Here is an 18,461-nt window from a genome sequence, read left to right on the forward strand (position 1 = left end):
GCGCGGTCCCCGCTACGGCCTCGGCCCGTCCTCGCGCAGCGCGCGGTCGACCAGGGCGCCCGCCGCGCCCGGGTACGCGGTCGGGTCGCACAGGGCGGCCAGCTCGTCCGGGCCGAAGTGGCCGGCCAGGTCAGGAGATTGGGCGAGGACGTCGGCGAGCGGGCGGCCGGAGTCGGCGGCTTCCGTGGAGGCCGCGGTGAGCAACGCGCGGGCGGCGGCCTTGCCGAGACGCGGGGTGAGGACGGCCACGATCCGCTCGGAGACGACCTGACTGCCCGTCATGTCCAGGTTGTCACGCATACGGGCGGGGTGGACGGCGAGCCCCTCGGCCAGTTCCGCCGCGGTGTGCGAGGCCCCGCCGACCAGTCGCAGGCACTCGCGCAGGAACTGCCACTCGGCGTGCCAGACCCCGGCCGACCGTTCGTCCTCCGCGACCAGACACTGCGTCAGACCGGCCGCCAGCACCGGGACTTGGAGCGCGGCGCTGCGGATCAGCGTGGACAGCACCGGATTGCGCTTGTGCGGCATCGCCGACGACGCGCCGCGCCCCGTGACTCCCGGTTCCGCCACCTCCGCGACCTCGGTCCTGGCCAGCGACTGCACGTCGACCGCGATCTTGCCGAGGACGCCCGCGGTGAGCGCGAGCGCCGCCGCCAGGTCCGCGACGGGCGTACGCAGCGCGTGCCAGGGCAGTACGGGCCTGGCGAGGCCGGTCTCGTCGGCGAAGGCCGCGACCAGCTCGTCCAGGTACTCCCCCGGGTCACCGGCCCGCCCGTCGCCGTCGACTCCCGTACCGGCGGCGGTGTCCCCGGCACCGGCGCCGTACCCGTCGACCCGCGCGTACGCGAGGTATCCGGCCAGCGTGCCCGCCGCCCCGCCGAGCGAGACCGGCAGCCCGTGGTCGAGCAGCGCGGCCAGCCGGGCGTCCGCGTCGAGTACGCCCTGCCGCCAGCCCGCCGCCTTGAGGCCGAAGGTGGTCGGCACGGCGTGCAGCGCGAGGGTGCGGCCCGCCATCGGGGTGTCGCGGTGCTCGGCGGCGAGCGCGGCCAGCGCGCGCTCGACCCGCGCGAGGTCGCCGCGGATCAGCCGCAGCGCCCGCGCGGCGACCAGCATCATCCCGGTGTCGAGGACGTCCTGGCTGGTCGAGCCGCGGTGGACGTACTCGGCCGCCGCCGGGTCGTGTTCGGCGACCGCCCGGGTCAGCGCCTGGACCAGGCCGACCACCGGGTTGGCGGTCTCGCGGGAGGCGAGCGCCAGCGCGCGCAGGTCCATCAGGTCGGTGTGCGCCGCCGCCGCGATGGCCGTGGCCGCCGACTTCGGCAGCGTGCCGAGCCTGGCCTGCGCGCGGGCCAGCGCGGATTCGGCGTCCAGCATCGCCTGGAGCCAGGCGATGTCGGACACCGCCGCCTCGACCGGGGTGCCCGCCCGGACCGGCGAGAGCAGCCCGGCGTCGATGAGGGTGTCCTGCTCACTGGGCCGGCTGCTCATACGATCACTCCGAAGGTGTGGGTCTCGGCCAGGACGGCGGGGTCCGCGCCCGTAGCCCCGGCGACAGCGGCGGAAGCGCCGACGCCGGAACCGGCACCCGTGGCCCCCTCGCCGGAAGTCCCGTTGCCCGCGGCCCCGCTGCCGGAAACGCCGCTCCCGGAAACACCGTTGCCGGAAACCCCGCTCCCGGAAGCCCCGCTGCCCGAAGCCCCGGCCCCGGCCCCGGCCCCGGCCAGCCTGGCCGCGGGGACCGCGCCCCGCGCCTCCGGGTCACCGGCGCCCCGGCCGCCCGCCGCCAGCGCGAGCAGCGCGCACGCGATGGACTCCGAGTCGCCGAGCGTCACCGAGTCGACGCCGGGCCTGATGCCCGCCGCCGTGACCCAGTGCACGGACTCGGTCGGCACACCGTAGGCGAAACGGCGCGGATGCGCCTGCCCGCGCGGGTCGAGCAGCCGGTAGGGGCGCTCGGTGACGGCGAGGCCGCCGGACTCGTATCCGCCGCCCGAGCCGGTCGGGATGCGGTACGGCGCGCACTGCTCGGTCGCCATCAGATAGTTCAGCAGCGGCTCGGCGGTCCGGCGCAGGTCCGGCTCCGGCAGCCGCGCCTCGATCAGCGCGGAGGCCACGACCGGCGGCCCCGGCACGACATGCGACGAGGCGACGAAAGCGGGCCTGGCCGGGTCGAGGCGCACTTCGGTGCCGGGTCCCGTGACCACCAGCACCCGCGCCTCGATCAGCGCGATCATCTCCTCGATGCGGGAGGCGGGAGGCCCGATGGACAGGAAGGCGTTCATCGGGGTGTACCACCCCTCCAGCTCGTCCCGGTGCGACGTGCCGTCGAGTCCGCCGTGGTCCACGGCCAGCCGCACCTCGTTGCGCAGATCGCGCAGCACGTCGAGCGCGGCCTTCAGCGGGCCGCTGACGTTGCCCGCCCTGGCCTCGCGCACATCGCGCGCCAAGTACCCGAGCAGCCAGACCCTGAACTCCTCCCGGTCGGCGAACCGCCGTCCCAGGTAGGGCGTCAGCAGCCGCTCCCAGCTCCAGCGCTCCTCCGGCTCGACGCCGTACTTGTCGAGGAGTTCGGTCTCCTCGCGCGACCCGGCCGTCTCCAGGAAGCGCACGCCCAGCTCCGCGCCCTCCGCCGCGCGGTCCTGGGCGTGCAGCAGCGCCTGGTAGTAGACGCTCTGGACCTCCTTGGAGATCAGCGGCCACAGATGGGTCCGAAAGTGCAGTCCGGGACCGCCGGTCGCCCGGTCGCGGGAGGCCGCGATGTAGGCGGGGGTGAGCAGCCGCGGGTGGTAACGGCCGTACGCGCCCTTCTGGTTCTCGCCGCGCGCGTGGTACGGGACCCCGCGCCGGGAGGTCGCGTACAGCGACGGCTCGCGCCCGGACGGCAGATAGACCAGCCGGTCGCCCTCCCTGCGGAAGGTGCCGCCGCGGCCCGCGGTGAGCAGCGTCATGTGGTCGAAGAAGTTCAGGCCGAGGCCCCTGAGCAGCACGGTCTCGCCGGGAGCGATCCGGGACAGGTCGACGTCCGCCGGGTTGGCGGGGGTGATGTACGTCAGCCGGTGGATCGCGGCCAGCGTCGCGGTGCGCTCCTCGCGCGGGGTCGGGCGCGCGGCGACATGGCCCTGGGCGAGGACCACCGCGTCCAGCCCGTGCAGCCATGCGCCGTTGTCCAGCCGGATGCTCTGCGGCCCGTCCGGGTCGCCCATGGCGTCGGCGACGGCCACCGCGCGCGAGCGGTGTTCCTCGACGGTGACGTGCGCGGGCGCGTTGCCGGTGATCCGCAGGAAGCAGGAGCGCAGGTAGCGGCCGTAGAAGGCGCGGGTGGGGTACGAGTCGGGGTCGAGCCGCCGGGCCTCGGCCAGGTCCTCCGGGTCGTGCGCGTCGGGCATACGGCTCCCCGGCACGGCACCGCCCGGTGCCCCGGCCCCCGGGTCGCCGTCCCCCGGCCCCAGCAGGCCCTTCGCCCACTCGTACAGGCTCGGGCCCGGCTCGATGGGGCCGTCGATGGTCACCCGGTCGTCGGTGAAGACGGTGATCTGGGAGGCGACGGTGTTCATCAGCAGATGCCGCGACTGGTCGGTGCGCCAGACGCTTCCTGCCCCCGGCTCGGCGGGGTCCACCACGTGGACCGTCAGCGAGGAGCAGGAGGGCGACTTGCGCTCGTGGGCGCAGAGCCGCTCCAGTACGGACAGGCCCCGCGGGCCGGCGCCGACGAGGCAGACGGCGAGGTCCGCCGCAATGCTCATGGGTCTTCTCCATCCGGTGGCCTGGTCCCCCGACCGGGCACGGGTGCGGGCGCGATACGCCGGTGGTGACCGGCGCGGGCGGTTGCCATGAGGGGAGGCGGAGGCGAGAGGGAACCTTGTGGGCGGGTGTTTTCGGGCAGGGCAAGGCGTACGGGCGGCTCGGGGCGGTGCCCCGAACCGCCGGCACCGGGTCGTCACGGCATGGGGAGGATCAGCTCTTGCGGGTGAACTCCCGTACCGCGGTGGCGAATTGGGCGGGCTGGTCGAGCGGGAGGAGCGAGTAGCTGTCGGCGATCTCGACGAGGCTTCCCTGCGGCAGGATCTCGGCGAGCCGGCGGCCGTGCGCGGGCGGCATGACGCGGTCCTTCTCGGCCCACACCACCAGCGCGGGCCGGTCGAAGGAGGAGAGCCCCTCGCTCACGCCGACCAGCAGCTTCTTGTCGGCGGCGATACCGCGGAGCACCCGCACCGTGTCGCGCCGCACGTCGGCCTGGGCGAGGATCGGCTTGATCCAGTTCTTGCTGACGGCGTCGCCCCGCTTGGTGAGCCAGCCGAAGGCGATCGGCTGGCGCCGTACCAGCTTCAGCCGCATCTGCTGCATGAAAAGGCCGAAGAAGGTGGGCGACAACTTGCCGGTCATCACGACGGTCTTGCCGGTCAGCCCCGGCGGAAAGTTGTCGAATGCGTCGCAGGACGCCAGCACAATTGAGCCGACGCGCGGCGCGCCTTCGTCCACGAGCAATTGCACGACGGCGCCGCCGGTGTCATTGCCGACCAGGGTGACATTGTCCAGATCCAGCCGTTCGAGGAATTCCCCGACCAGCCGGGCGAGTCCGCGCGGCGAAAGGTCGGCGTCCTCCTTGACCGGCTTGGTGTGGGCGCCCATCGGCAGCACCGGCACCACGCACCGGTGGTCCGCGCGCAGATCGGCGACCACGTCCGCCCAGAGGGTCTCGTCCATCAGGAGGCCGTGCAGCAGGACGAGCACCGGCCCGTCGCCGCCGGTGTCCTGGTAGTCGATCGTCCCGGCCGAGAGTTCGATCTGTTCCATGGTCATACGTCAAACCCGTCTGTCGGCTCGCCGTGGCGGGGTTTATTCGACGGATGCTCCGTCAGCACTCCCCGCATTGGCCTCAGTTGGTGGTCAGCGGCTTGAGCATATCGAGCGGATTGCGCCCGCTCCAATGTCCGTCGACCGCGTACGGCCTGAGCCGCACGAACAGCGTTTCGTGGTGGAAATCGCGTTCCTCGTGCTTCTTCATCGCCCTGACGTGGCCGCCGGGGTAGGAACCGACCGTGTACTGGCGCATTTCCTTGACGCTGCGCCAGAGCGAGAAGGTCGCCACCTGATTGGGCGGCCTGATCAGCGAGGTGCCCTCGAGGAAGGCGGGGTGGTGGGCGGCGTCGCGCTCGGCGTGCGAGGCGGCGGCGACGAACGGCACCACCCGGTTGAGGCGTACGCGGGCCAGGGTGAGCACCCCGATGGGGTGATCGTCCACGGGTATCTCGCGGCGCGGCAGCTCCAGCAGGCCGGGCCAGGCGCCGAGGGTGCGGACCGGCTCGAACCGGGCGCGCCACCCGTTCTCGTACGGCTTGGCGACCGGGTGCGACAGGAAGCGGTCCAGCGCCTCGTCGTTGTCCCACGCGGCGATCATCGCGGCGCCGGTGGGTTTGACGTCGAACATCGCGCTCTGCGAGCGCAGCGGGCTCATCAGGAAGGGGCTCGCCCAGTGCAGGCCCTCGTGCGCCTCGGGCTTGGGCCCGTTGCGCAGGGCGCTCATGGCCTTGGCGGGGCCGACCTCGGCGAGGTGCAGGGACATGATCATGCCCGAGCCGATACGGGGTGTTTCCAGGTTCTCAGGCACGCTGGCAGTCGCCTTTCGTCGCGTGGGCGCTTCCGGATCTCATCGCGTGGGCTCTTCGACGGGCACGGCGGTCTTCTGGGTCACCAGCAGCCGCCCGGGGTCCTCGCCGGTCTCGCGCCCGATGATCTCGGTGGCGACGCGGCGGCCGGAGTAGATCGCCCCGGACATCGACCCGAACTCGTGGGGCACGGACTCCGCTCCGGCCCAGTGGATCCGGCCGACCGGCTGCTTGAGCGCGGGACCGTACTCGGTGTACAGACCGGGCGGGGCGTAGGCGTGGTAGCAGCCGCGGGTGTACGGCTCCGCCATCCAGTTCTGCTCCAGGAGGTCGTACGGCTTGCCCGCGCGCGGTCCGAAGAAGCGCTCCAGCTCCCGCAGGACCAGGGCGCGTCGCTCCCCCGCGGGCAGCTTGGCGACCTGCCGGGCGGGCGGCCCGGTGACGAAGCCGGTGAGGACGCCGGGCGTGCCGTCGGGCGGGCAACTGTCGACCGTGGCGCGTACCGGGCTGGAGTGGCTGATCACATGCCCGGTGAAGCCCTCGGCGCGCCAGAACGGCTCGTCGTACAGGGCCAGGTACTTGATGGCGGCGCCCATCGTCATGCGCTGGCTGACGTGGTCGCGGTGCTCGGGCAGCGGCGGGTCGTACTCGATCCGCCCGGCCAGCGGCACGGGCACGGCCATCACGACCCAGCGGCCGACCGCCTCGAATCCGGCGCCGCGCACCCGGACGTGCTCACCGGAGTGCTGGATGCTGCGGACCTCGGCGTTGAGGTACGTCTCGTCGTCGACGGTCTTCGCCAGGGTCGTCGCGAGGTTGTGCGAGCCGCCGACGAAGCGGTTCTCCAGGGTGCCGCCGGTGATCTGGGTCATGGCCCTGAACCCGCCGGTGCCGTTGGAGTAGTTGAGGACGTGCAGCAGGGAGACGTCGGCCGGTGCGGCGGCCATGCCCGCCTCGATCATCAGCCGCATCAGGGCCCGGCCGCCCTTGGTGCGGACATTGCGCTGCGTCCAGGACCACATGGTCTCGCTGTCCCACTGGGTGGCGTGCGGGGCCTCCCAGGGGGCGTCCTGCGGTACTTCGCGGCGCATCCGCTCGATGCGCAGCGCCGCCTGGCCGAAGTCCAGCAGCGTGGCCGCGCTGACCTTGGGCGCCATGCCCTTCCAGGGCTGCATCTTGCCGCCGTCGTCGATCAGCCGGTAGCCGGTGTCGTAGACCTTCGCGGTCTTGATGCCGACGGACTGGGCGGCCCGGTGGCTGATCGTCCCGGCCTGGCCGTAGAACTCACAGCCCAGTTCGGCGACCTTGCCGTCCCCGAGGGGCTTGCTCAGCGACCGGCCGCCGAGGCGGGAGCGGGCTTCGAGCAGCGCCACGCTCTTCCCGGCCATCTTCAGTTCGCGCGCGGCCGTGATCCCGGCAAAACCCGCACCGACGACGATCACATCGGCTTCTATCGATGGGTACTCGCTGATGTCGTGCAATGCCCTCTCCTACAGTTCGGGTGTCGATCCGCGCTGGGTTCCGCCGTGCACCGGCCGTGACGTGGACCGTGGTTACGCGCCGTCGCGCAGCACCACGTCCTGGCTGACCGCCTCCAGACCGCCGTTGTCGCGGTTCTTGATCATCTCGGTGAGGAGGTAGCGCCGGGCCTTGACGGTCGCGGTGCGCTGGAGGTCGTCGGGCGTGACCTCCAACGGGACGCCCAGGCCGGTGATCCCGGCGGAGGCGGACTTCCAGACCTCGGGGTCGAGGGACTTCCCGTCGCGCATGCAGACCACCGGGACCGGCTTGCCCTGCTCGTCGGGGACGACCACGATCTCCTCGGCGTTGGGAATCCGCTCCAGCAGCACGTCCTCGATCCACAGGCAGCTCTCGACGCCCTCGATCCGGTCCGCGATGCGGTCCAGGATCTCGATCTGCCCGAGCCGGCCGCGCCGCCCCCAGTCGCCGGTGTCGAACCACTTGCCGTGCCGCCGCTCGGCGAACTTCTCCGGCGTGCCCACGAACGACAGCGCGCGGGCCGGGGTCTTGACCTGGATCATGCCCGGTTCCGACTGGTCGGAGCGGCGCTTGCCGGTCTCCGGGTCGGCGATCCTGGCCCGGATGCCGGGCACCTCCCAGCCGACACTGCGGGTGTCGCGGCCCTTGAGCCGGCCGAACGAGCCACGGGTGTACGGGCGGACCGAGACCACCTGCGTCTCGGTCATGCCGTAGCACTGGAGCCAGACCGGGTACTTGCGCTTGGACGCGTCCAGCAGCGCCTGGATGGTGCGCGGGTGCATCGCGTCGAAGGAGTTGAAGTACAGCCGGATGCTGGAGAACGGCTCCGACGGATCGTCGATGATCCGCTCCCAGCCCATGAAGTTGTTGGGGTGCGACTCCAGGATCGTGGGCCGGTACTGGGGCAGCAGCCGCAGCATCGTCTCCTCGTCGGGCCTGGCGATGCCCAGCAGCGGGGTGCCGCGCGAGAAGGACGCCATCTGCGTGATGGCGGCCCGCACATGGACGTGCGAGATGGCGCTGGCGAACAGCTCGTCGGGGGTGTGGAAGCCGGGGAAGATCGACTCCATCAGGGCGTTGTAGGACACGCCCTTGGCGGACGCCTCGGCGAGCTTGGACACCCCGGTGGTGCTCGACGTGTGGGTGATCAGCATCGGCTCGTCGTCCTTGAGCGGACTCGGCGCCGGAATCCGGCCGCCCCACAGGTCCGCCACCGGTATGCCGCCGTCGATGTCGGCGATGGCGGTCATGCCCAGGTGCCGCAGCCGCTCGCCGTCCAGCCGGGCGTACTTGGCGACCTCGGGGTCGGTGACCAGGAATTTCGCCTGGAGGCGCTCCAGCAGGATGTTGATGATGTCCGGGTCCAGGCGGGCCGACAGCAGCGCGGGGATCGCGCCGATCCTGGCGGTCGCCCAGGCCAGCGCCTGGATGTCGTAGTTGGGCGACTTGACGATCGCGACCCGGTCCCAGCGCTTGACGCCCGCGGACTTCAGGACGGCGGCCATCTGGTCGACCAGGGTGGCGAATTCGACGAAGTCGAGTTCGACGCGCTGCTCGGGGTCCCAGGTGAACGGCTGGTCGAGGTAGATCGGCACCCGGCCGTGCTTCTCGGCCGCGCGCTCGGCGACCAGGCCGACGTTGAGCGGCTTGACCAGGGCGACCCGGTCGGGCTTGAACTGGGCCTTGAGCATCTTGGCCGCGTCCAGACGCCGGGCGGAGAGCGGGATCTTGGACCGTGTCCGGTCGCCAGCGATCGAAACCATACGACTCATCCCTTCCTGCGGGTTGCCGTGCCGACACCCGTGCGATCGGTGGTTGCGTACTTGCGGCGCTCGTCCGCCATGAGCCGTTCGTATTCGTTGGGGTCGACCAGCAGATGGCCGGACGAGTCGTGGAACCGCTTGTCCTGGCGGCGGCGGGCGTTCCTCAGCTCCGACCACATCTGCGCGCGCGAGGGGAGGCTGACGGTCTCGGTCAGCAGGTCGCCGACCCACTCCGACTGGAACTCGGCCAGCGGCATCAGCGACATCATCGAGTGCAGCAGGCCGATGAAGTACAGGCCCTCGGTCTCCGGCGGCACCACCTGGTGGTAGAGCGCGGGCGCGTCGTCGCCGTCGCCGACGAGGGTGTCGTCGAGGAAGGGGTAGTCGATCTTGTAGCCGGTGCAGTGGATGATCACATCGGCCTCGGTCTCGGTGCCGTCCGAGAAGCGGACGGTACGGCCGTCGACCGTGTCGATCACCGGCTTGGCGGTGATCCTGCCGTGCGCGATGGCGGGCAGCAGCTCGCTGCTGGCGACCAGCGGCCCCTGCCCGACCTTGTACGGCGGGTCGGGCAGCCCGTACGCCGACATGTGGCCGTGCACCAGCTTGATCATCAACGTCACCAGCGGGCGCCGCTGTTCGACCGAGAGCTTCTTCATCATCGGCGACAGCTTGTCGATCGGGCCGCCTTCGAGGATCTTCGGGACGACGTAGTGGCCGGTGCGCACCGACAGGTACGTGGCCTCCGCGACCCGGGACACCTCGGTGGCGATGTCGGCGGAGGTGGCGCCGAGACCGATGATCACGACCTTCTTGCCCGCGAGGTCCGCCGGACCCTCGTAGTCGTAGGAGTGCATCTCGGTGCCGGTGAACTTGCCCTCGTACGAGCCGAAGAGCGGCAGCCCGTGCCGCCCGCCGGAGGCGACCATCACCGCGCGGTACAGATGCGTCGTGCCGTCGCCGAAGGTCACCGCCCAGCCGCCGCCCGCCGCCTGCTCGACCCGGCTGACCTCGGTGTCCAGTTGGATGTGCTCGCGCAGCCCGTAGTGGTCGACGTAGGAGTCGAAGTACCGCGCCACCTGGGTGTGGTGGGGGTAGTCCGGGTAGTCGTCCGGCATCGGGAAGCTCGGGAACTGCATGACGGTCTTGGAGGTGTTGGCGAACAGCGCCGGGTACGCGCAGCTCTTGCCGCCCTGCGCGGGATACCGCCACAGGCCGCCGAGTTCCGAGCGCCGCTCGTAGGCGTCGAAGGCGATGTCGCGGATCTTCAGCGAGCGGCACATCGCGATGCCCGCGGAGCCCGCGCCGATGACGCAGACCTTGTCCCTGCGGTCCTCGGGCGCGGACGCGGCATCGGCCACCGGCTCGTGCGTGGTGGTCATCAGGACTCCCCCACGCGCTCGGTGCTCGCCAGCGCCAGCAGGCCGAGCAGGGTCGCGGTGGCCGCGGCGCCGGTGTCGACCACCGTGGACTTCTTCAGCCGGCCCTTGCGGTGGCCGAGGATTCCGGCCGCGACGTCGAGGCCGTCGCAGAGGATGCCGGCCTTGAGCAGCAGCCTGCGGGTCTCGCCCCTGCTGGCCAGGACGCCCACGATCAGGGCGATGTTGCGGGCGGCGAACAGCCGGACCAGGTACTCGCCGTCGGCGTCCTCGTTGATGTGCAGCTTCTTCGCCCCGATGGCGGGCGCAAGGAACGCCGCCGCGCCGACCGTACGCAGGGTGCTGAGCAGAACAGCCGGCGTATCGCTCTTGTTCATAGTGATGCGAGTTCCTCTCGCGCCTCGGCCATCGACATCACGTCGTGGCACTGGGAGCCGGTGTCGGTGGGAATTCCTTGGCGAAGCCGGTGAGCCGGACGACGACTCCGGCCTGCCGCAACATCTCGATGTCCGTCTCGGGTTCCGCGGACTGCTCGGGGAACGAGATCCCGGCCGGCAGGTCCCGGCTCAGCACGCGCTCGGCCGCGCGGACCGCGCCCATCGCGCTGAGGTGGCCCTGGCCGCGGGTGTCGAGCAGATCGATGGAGACCGAGCGGTTCGCGCTGTGCGCGGTGACGGTGAGCCCGCAGAAGTCGCCGGTGCCCGCGCTCTGGAAGAGCGCCGCGCGCACCCCGTGCAGCGGCGGCTTGGTCAGCGCCCGCAGCGCGCCCGACCGCTTCAGCCCGATCATCGCGTACAGCGACGGCACGCTCTGGAGCGCGATGCGGGTCTCGACCGTCGGCACGCCGAGGGTGAGCGGCACGGTGGTCTGCTCCAGCGTGCTCACATACGCGGCGGGCCGCTCGTTGCCGTCGGCGCAGCGCACCAGGCGGCGGCCGGTCAGCGGGTGCGTGGGCTGCCGCCTGCCGTCGCGCATCGCGTAGTACGGCCAGGCCAGCCGTTCGGCGAAGCCCCAGGAGTCGGGGCCGACCTTGTCGTCGGACGAGGACAGCACCGCGATCTCCACCCGCTCGGCCTGGCCGAGTTCGCGGACGGCAGCGGCGGCCATCAGCGCGTTGAGCCCGGCGTACCAGGCGCCGGACAACAGCACGGGGGACGTGGGCCGTTCACGCGAGACCGCGACGGTGACGTCGAGAATCCCGGCGTGGCCCGCGCGGTTGATGTCCGCGATCGGGATGCCCCGGCGCATGGCGTCCACGATGAGGTGGTCGCCGGGGTCGCTGACCACGGCGAGGACGGCCGCGGGCCGCTCGGGCAGCGCCCCCAGCGGGCGTTCGGCGCGTACGTCGATGACGGCGGTGGTCGCGCCGATCCGCGCGGCCAGCGCCGTCGCCCGTTCGGGGTTGCGGCCCGCCAGCACGATCGGCAGGTCGGGGTGGCGCTGCCGGATCAGCCGCGCCGCGTGCTCGCCCACCACTCCGTAACCGCCCACGATGAGCAGCGGCGGCCGGGCGGCGGCGCGTCTGGGTCTACTGGCCATGGCTCACCGCGCCGCTGATCGTGGTGTCCGGCTTGCGCTCCTCGCCGCGCTCCTCCGCCGCCCGCGCGAACAGCTCGCGGGCCACCCGGCGGCCGGAGTCGACGGCGCCGCCCATCGAACCCATCTGGTGGACACCGCTCTCGGTGCCGGCCCAGTGAATCCGGCCGATCGGCTCGCGCAGCGCCTTGCCGTACGCCGTGTACAGTCCGGGCGGCCCGAAGCCGTGGTAGCAGCCGCGGGTGAACTCCTCGTCCAGCCAGTTCTGTTCGACGAATTCGCGGGGCTTGCCCGCCTTCGCGCCGAGCCCGGCGACCAGTCCGTCGAGTACGGCGGTACGCCGCTCGGACGGCGAGAGGCGGGTCAGCGCGCGGGCGGCGGAGCCGGTGACGAAGGCCGACATCACGCCGGGGCTGCCGTCGGCGGGCGAGGTGTCGAAGGCGACCCGGAACGGGCCGTCGCTGCTGGTGATCTGGCCGCTGAGCCCGGCGGCGCGCCAGAACGGCTCGTCGTAGACCGCCAGGCACTTCATGGCGGCGCCCGCGGGCATCCGCTGCGCGAACTGGTCGCGGTAGCCGGGCAGCGAGGGCGCGTAGGTGATGCGTCCGGCGAGCGTGACCGGGATGGCGACGACGACCCACCGGCCGCGGTACTCGAAGCCGGGGCCCGAGACCACGACGGAGTCGGAGCGCTGCTCGATGGTGCGGACGGCGGCGCCGACGCGTACCTCGTCGGGCATCCGCGCGGCCATCTTCTTCGGGATGCTGTGCGCGCCGCCGTCGAACCGGTAGCGCTGGATGCCGCCGCTGACCTCCAGCAGGTAGCGGAAGCCGCCGGAGGCGTTGGCGTAGTAGAGCACGTGCATCAGCGACAGGTCGGCCGGGCGGGCGCAGAAGGCGGCCTCGATCATCATGGTGATGAAGGCCCGCGCGGTGGTGGTGGTGACGTTGCGCTGCATCCACGACCAGAGGGTCTGGCTGTCCAGCTTCTCGGCGTTCGGCGCGTTCCACGGGCCGTCGGGCGGGACCGTGCGCGCCATGCGCTCGATCTTCAGGATCGCCTGGCCGAGGTCGGCGATGGCGGCCGGGCCCATCCGCCAGGGGAACAGGCCGGAGTACGCGTGGCGGCGGCCGTTGACGAAGGTGAGGCGTTCGCCCTCGTCGTAGCTGCGAAAGCCGGTCACGCCGACGGACTTGGCGGTCTCGGCGATCATCGTGCTCTTGTCGCCGAAGTACTCGCCGCCCAGGTCGACCGCCTTGCCGCCGCCCACGTCGAGGCCCTTGAGCCGTCCGCCGACGCGCTCGCGCGCTTCGAGCGTCTTGACGGTCCACCCGGCCTCTTTCAGCTCGCGGGTCGCCGTCAGTCCCGCCAGGCCCGCGCCGACGACGATGACATCGGCTTCCGCGCTGGGCTCGTCTGTCACATGCAGCACGTTCAGACCTCCGCGTTCTTCTGATCGGCGTCTTTCACTACGGAGCCGGTGGTCCCGTTCGCGCCGGCGGAGCCGTTGGAGCCGTTCTGCGGGGCCGGGGCAGGGAGCGGGTCGGCGGCGGCGGCGGACGGGACGGGCCGTACGCGTACCGGCGGGGCCGCGGTGACGTCGGAGGACACCAACTGCGGGTGGCGGTTGATCCACCGGCGGCGCGGCTCGCGGGCCAGCAGCTTGACGGTCTCGCGCACCAGCGGCAGCCGCTTGTGCTTGCCGGACAGCATCATCCGTCCGGTGATCACGGCCATGTCGGTCAGCGGGAAGACCTCGTAGTACTTCGAGCGGTGGTGGTAGAGGTCGAGGAAGCGGCCGATCTCGCCGCGCTCGGCCATGCCCTTGAGCGCCTCGGGGACGGCGGCGGGCAGCGCGCCCGCCTCGCCGAGGATGTTCGCGAGCCAGTAGTGGCCCTCGAAGCGGCGGTCGCGCCACTGCGTCCACAGCCGCAGCGTCTCGTCCTGGCCGAGCGCCGACACACCGGGGCCCGAGCGGCCGAGGGCGGCGACGATGGCGGGCGCGAGGCGCTCCACCTGGCGGAAGGCGTCGCCGATGCCGCGGCCGGCGGAGGGGTCCTTGAAGTGGCCCGCGTCGCCGACCAGCACCCAGCCGGGTCCGGAGGACTGCCGGAAGTAGCCCTCGAATTTGACGATCCCGGAGATCTTGGTGGCGATCTTCGCGTCGGCCAGCGCCTCCGCGGTCGGTTCGCAGGACCGCATGTGGGCCAGCAGGCCCGCCTCGGTGTTGCGGCGGAAGTACTCGCGTTCGTGTCCCTCGGGAGAGACGCCGACCAGGTACAGGCCGTTGTCCGCGGGGCCCGCCCACACCATCCGGTCGCCCCAGCGGTGGAAGACGAAGGTGTCGTCGGAGGACGGGTGGGCGCCCTCGAAGAAGGTGAAGTAGTAGGAGCGTTCGTTGGGTACAACGTTGTATTTGCGCGAGCCGACCATGTACGCGACCGTCGAGTTGCGGCCGTCCGCGCCCACGACGAGCGGCGCGCGCAGCACCGTCTCCTTGCCGTCGTGCTGGGCGCGCACACCGGCCACCCGGCCGCGCTCCCAGATCATTTCGACGACCTTGGTGCCCATCCTGACGTCGGCACCGGCCTCGACCGCGGCCTCGTGGAGGATCGAGTCGAGCAGGTGCCGACGCAGGAAGGTCGCGCCGCCCACGTCGTCGAAACGCAGCGGGAACTGCGAGACGACGTGGAAGTCGTTGAGCTTGGTGTCGGCGCGGCGCATGAAACGCACACCGGTCTTCTCGACGGAGTCGAGCACACCGAGGCGTTTGAGGAACAGGAGTCCGTCGGCCTCCATGAGGTGCGAGGAGAGCACCTCACGGGGGAACGTCGCCTGCTCGACCACGACGACCTTCAGGCCCGCGCGCGAGAGCAGCGTGGCGAGCGGCGACCCGGCACAGCGGGCGCCCACGATGATGACGTCGAAGTGCTCGGCGTCCGTACGGTTTCGCCGGATTTCGCTCCCGGCCAGGCCCTTGGTCGTCATGGTCTTAGCTCCGCGCCCTTTCGCCGGCCGGGACGATCTGCGAGTCCAGCGGACGCGGATCACCGTCACCCCACGAAATGCCCTGGAGGTGCGTGGTGCGCAGTCCCGCGTAGTTCAGCTCTCCGTACGGTCCGCCGGTGAGGCCGTTGCCACCGTGGGTGGAGAGGATGGAGTTGAACCCGATGTGCGAGTCGTTGACCTTCAGCAGGCCGCCGTTGGTCACGCCGTCGGCGAACCGGTGGGCGGTCTGCTCGTCGCCGGTCCACACCGAGTTGCGCAGCCCGTACTTGTTGGCGTTGAGGAAGTCGATGATGTCTTCCAGCAGCGCGTCGTCGTCCGTGGTCGCCTCGGGCACCACGACCGGCAGCAGCGGGAAGAAGGTCTCCTCGCGTACGCAGGACAGGTCCCGCGACTCGGTGAGTCCGTCGACCCTGACCACCGTCGGCAGGCAGAACATCCCGGTGCTCGATGTCTCGCCGTCGACGTCCACGCGCGTGCCGCCGCAGAGCACGGACGCGCCCTTGGTCTCGGCCTCGGACAGGAAGTCGAAGAAGCCGTCGACCTTCAGTACCGGGCTGAGCAGGATCTCCGGGTTCTCCGGGTAGCCGGGCACGATGGCCTTGGCGCGCTCCACGAACACCTCGAGGAAGCGGTCGGCGACCTCGGGGTGCACGATCGCGTACTTCGGCACCATGCAGATCTGGCTGGAGCCGTAGAACGACTCCTCCAGGGCCCGCGCGGCGGCTTCGAGATCCGCGTCCTTCCAGACCACGAAGCCGTCGTTGCCCGCGAGTTCCAGGATCGCCTTCTTGCCGTTGCGCAGACAGTCCTCGCCGAGCTTGAGGCCCGCGGCGCTGTCGCCGAAGAACAGGATGTCGTCCACCAGCGGGCTGGCGAGCCAGGTCCGCAGCACGGCCTCGGTGTGACCGCAGATCACATTGAGCGTCCCCGGAGGGGCGCCGTGCTTCTCCAGGATCGGCGCGAGGATGTCGCGGTAGACGAACATCACGCTCAGCGGCGTGGTGCGCGGCGCCTTCACCACCAGCGTGTTGCCCGCCAAGAGGGCGAGCACGCCCAGCGTGGAGTTCGAACCCGCCGCGTTCTGCGGGGGGTTGACGCACACCACGCCGTCGGGCTTGCGCACCAGTTCCAGCGTGCGGCCCTGCGGCGCGAACTCCTGGTGGAGCTGGCTCTCGTACCAGCGGACCGTCGGCTCGTCGCAGCAGCGCAGCATGCCGCTGACTTCCCACTGGGCGAGCCGGCGCGGGTGCCCCTCGGCGATCAGGATGTCGATGAGTTCCTCTGACCGTTCGGCCAGCGTCTCGTTGAACTCCAGGACGATCTGGCTGCGGGTCTCCTGCGGGAGGAGCCGGAAGGTCCGGCTCGCCCTGCGGGCCGCTTCCAGCGCCCGGTCGTTGTCCTCGGGGGCGCCCACCGCGCACCGGGCCACCACGGCCTCGGTCGACTCCACGGGCCGCCCGAGTTCCAGCGCCCGCTTGAGGTTGAACGTCGGGCGGTTCTCCTTCAGGTACGCCGAGGCGCGCAGGACGTACGTCCATCGAGCACCCTCGACGTCCTTGCCGTCGATGTACTGAGGGTAGGACCTCATGCCTGGAGGCCCTCCATGCTGGGGGCGACGAAGTCTTCCTTCTCGACGTCGCGCAGCAGGCCCTCGTTGTACCGGCCGTACGCGCCCAGGTCCAGCAGGCCGTGGCCGCTGTAGTTGAACACGATGGTGGCCTCGCGCCCGGTCCGCTTGCACTCCAGGGCCTTGTCGATGACGGCCCGGATGGCGTGCGAGGTCTCGGGGGCCGGGAGGTAGCCCTGGAGCTTCGCGAACGTGGTGCCCGCGTCGAAGACGGACACCTGCCCGTACGCCTCGGCGTCGAGCAGCCCCTCGTGCCGCATGAGACCCACGATCGGGGCGCAACCGTGGTAGCGCAGGCCGCCCGCGTGGATGGGCGGCGGCACGAACTCGTGGCCGAGGGTGTAGGTGTGCACACCGGGGCCGCGGCCGTTGGAGTCGGCGAAGTCCAGCCGGTACTCGCCGTAGGTCAGCGGCGCGCACGCCTCCGGCTCGGCGGCCAGGATGGTGATGTCGGCGCCGTTGAGCTTGTCCTCGACGAAGGGCGAGGCGAAGCCGCTGAGGTTGGACCCGCAACCGACCGAGGCGATCAGGTAGTCGGGGGTGCGGCCGATCATCCTGAGCTGTTCCTTCAGCTCCAGGCCGATCACCGAGTGGTGCAGCAGGCAGTGGTTGGAGAAGGCGCCGACCGCGAAGCGGGTGCCCTCGTCGGCGTCGACGCACTCCAGCGCCTCGCTGACCGCGGTGGCCTCGCTGCCGGGGTGGTCGGGGTACTCCGCGAGGAGCTTGCGGCCGTAGTCCGTGGTGTCGCCGGGGCTGGGCCGCACCTCGGCGCCGTAGGTCTCCATCAGATTCCGGCGGTACGGCTTGGTGTGGTAGCTCGCCCGCACCATGAAGACCGTGAGGTCGAGGCCGAAGATCTGGCAGGCGATGGCCAGGGCGCTGCCCCACTGGCCGGCGCCGGTGTCGGTGACCAGCCGGGTGTGGCCGTCGCGCTTGGCGTAGTACGCCTGGGCGAGGGCGGAGTTGAGCTTGTGGCTGCCGCTGGGCGAGGTGGCCTCGTACTTGAACCAGATCTGGGCCGGAGTGCCCAGTTCCCGCTCCAGCGCGACGGCGCGGATCAGCGGGGTCGGCCGCCAGAGCTTGTACGCCTCGCGTACCGGCTCGGGGATCGTGATCCAGCGCTCCAGCGAGGTCTCCTGCGCGGCCATCGACTTGACGAACAGCCGCTCCAGCCACTCCCGCGTGACCTTCTTGCCGGTGGAGTTGTCGATGTACTCCTCGGGCAAGCGGGGCAGATCCGGGATGACGTTGTACCAACGGGTGGGAATCTTATCGACCGGAAGATCGACACGGTCGATTAAGCCGAGCGGCTTCATACCTTGCGTCCCCTTAAGAGCGTGGTTGCTGACGAAATGCAGTGACACTCGTACGGACCTGCGCATGCCTGACCGGGCCGGCACCCTCGTGGGGAATTGATTTCCGGCATGACAAAGTCAGGCATCGGGCTTTTGGGTGCGAAAAATCTCGGCGAGAGGAACGGTGAAGCGCGGTGGAGTCGTGCCTCGGCACAACGATTACCCAGTGCCTCGGCGGCGCGTCAGGCTCCAGCCGAAGTCACGAGTTGTGCGAGATCACGGATTGCTGTTCCCGTGGATTCGTGCCCGAAGGCACGGAGGGACGGGATGTCCGGACGTCACCGGCCGTACGGCCTGGTGGTGCGGGGTCGATCAACCGTGCATGAGAGGCCGACCAGGTGTCGGACCTCGAATATTCTCGTGCCAGCACTCGCATACCCCCGTATCAGTACTGGAATTGTTTGACAGCCTAGCGTCCGGCAGTTCCGATGGCAATACCATACTGGAACGCGTCCCGATGACCGGAACTCATCCCGGTGACCAGCGCATTTTCCCTGCGGGAGTCACAATGGGCTGGTCACCGGGACGCCGTCGCATTACTGACCAGATCGGTCAAAGTGAATTCCTGTGAAGCCCGGCGACAACGACAGTGGGGGGGGGGGGGGGGGGGGGGGGGGGGGGGGGGGGGGGGGGGGGGGGGGGGGGGGGGGGGGGGGGGGGGGGGGGGGGGGGGGGGGGGGGGGGGG

General features: G+C 71.1%; 13 protein-coding genes. All 13 read right to left on the reverse strand.

Annotated features, from left to right (window positions below; all coding sequences use genetic code 11):
- Window positions 1-12: 12 nt before the first annotated feature.
- On the reverse strand, window positions 13-1,488 hold the full coding sequence (locus ACZ4EF_RS27020) for a nitrosuccinate lyase (RefSeq protein ID WP_467506630.1): 1,476 nt from the start codon (window positions 1,486-1,488) through the stop codon (window positions 13-15).
- On the reverse strand, window positions 1,485-3,743 hold the full coding sequence (locus tag ACZ4EF_RS27025; RefSeq protein WP_467506632.1) for an FAD/NAD(P)-binding protein: 2,259 nt from the start codon (window positions 3,741-3,743) through the stop codon (window positions 1,485-1,487). Before ACZ4EF_RS27025 ends, ACZ4EF_RS27020 begins: the two co-directional genes overlap by 4 nt.
- A gap of 211 nt (window positions 3,744-3,954) precedes the next feature.
- On the reverse strand, window positions 3,955-4,800 hold the full coding sequence (locus ACZ4EF_RS27030; protein WP_391044487.1) for an alpha/beta fold hydrolase: 846 nt from the start codon (window positions 4,798-4,800) through the stop codon (window positions 3,955-3,957).
- Window positions 4,801-4,876: 76 nt separating this feature from the next.
- Entirely contained in the window at window positions 4,877-5,608 is a 732-nt protein-coding gene (locus ACZ4EF_RS27035) for a spheroidene monooxygenase (protein WP_355344294.1), read from the reverse strand.
- A 39-nt stretch (window positions 5,609-5,647) separates the two neighbouring features.
- Complete coding sequence (locus tag ACZ4EF_RS27040) at window positions 5,648-7,087, reverse strand: flavin monoamine oxidase family protein (RefSeq protein ID WP_391044485.1); 1,440 nt, start codon at window positions 7,085-7,087, stop codon at window positions 5,648-5,650.
- Between the two features lie 72 nt (window positions 7,088-7,159).
- Window positions 7,160-8,869, reverse strand: a complete 1,710-nt coding sequence (locus tag ACZ4EF_RS27045) for a class I adenylate-forming enzyme family protein (RefSeq protein WP_355344300.1) — start codon at window positions 8,867-8,869, stop codon at window positions 7,160-7,162.
- Between the two features lie 5 nt (window positions 8,870-8,874).
- Complete coding sequence (locus tag ACZ4EF_RS27050; RefSeq protein WP_391161565.1) at window positions 8,875-10,251, reverse strand: flavin-containing monooxygenase; 1,377 nt, start codon at window positions 10,249-10,251, stop codon at window positions 8,875-8,877.
- The gene (locus ACZ4EF_RS27055; protein ID WP_467506635.1) at window positions 10,251-10,625 is read right to left on the reverse strand and encodes a hypothetical protein; all 375 of its coding nucleotides are present in this window, start codon (window positions 10,623-10,625) and stop codon (window positions 10,251-10,253) included. The genes ACZ4EF_RS27050 and ACZ4EF_RS27055 overlap by 1 nt, the downstream gene beginning before the upstream one ends.
- A 37-nt stretch (window positions 10,626-10,662) precedes the next feature.
- Window positions 10,663-11,787: a saccharopine dehydrogenase family protein gene (locus tag ACZ4EF_RS27060; protein ID WP_467506637.1), complete on the reverse strand. Its 1,125-nt coding sequence runs from the start codon at window positions 11,785-11,787 to the stop codon at window positions 10,663-10,665.
- Window positions 11,777-13,216 carry a flavin monoamine oxidase family protein gene (locus tag ACZ4EF_RS27065; protein ID WP_467506639.1) on the reverse strand — a complete coding sequence of 480 codons (1,440 nt, stop codon included), beginning with the start codon at window positions 13,214-13,216 and terminating at the stop codon, window positions 11,777-11,779. Before ACZ4EF_RS27065 ends, ACZ4EF_RS27060 begins: the two co-directional genes overlap by 11 nt.
- A 2-nt stretch (window positions 13,217-13,218) precedes the next feature.
- Window positions 13,219-14,772, reverse strand: a complete 1,554-nt coding sequence (locus ACZ4EF_RS27070) for an NAD(P)/FAD-dependent oxidoreductase (RefSeq protein WP_467506641.1) — start codon at window positions 14,770-14,772, stop codon at window positions 13,219-13,221.
- A gap of 4 nt (window positions 14,773-14,776) precedes the next feature.
- On the reverse strand, window positions 14,777-16,381 hold the full coding sequence (locus ACZ4EF_RS27075) for an aldehyde dehydrogenase family protein (RefSeq protein WP_355344320.1): 1,605 nt from the start codon (window positions 16,379-16,381) through the stop codon (window positions 14,777-14,779).
- Window positions 16,378-17,736, reverse strand: coding sequence for a TrpB-like pyridoxal phosphate-dependent enzyme (locus tag ACZ4EF_RS27080; RefSeq protein ID WP_188281833.1), 1,359 nt, complete (start codon window positions 17,734-17,736; stop codon window positions 16,378-16,380). The genes ACZ4EF_RS27075 and ACZ4EF_RS27080 overlap by 4 nt, the downstream gene beginning before the upstream one ends.
- Window positions 17,737-18,461 lie beyond the last annotated feature (725 nt).

It is taken from the genome of Streptomyces sp. NPDC025721 (assembly GCF_055558595.1).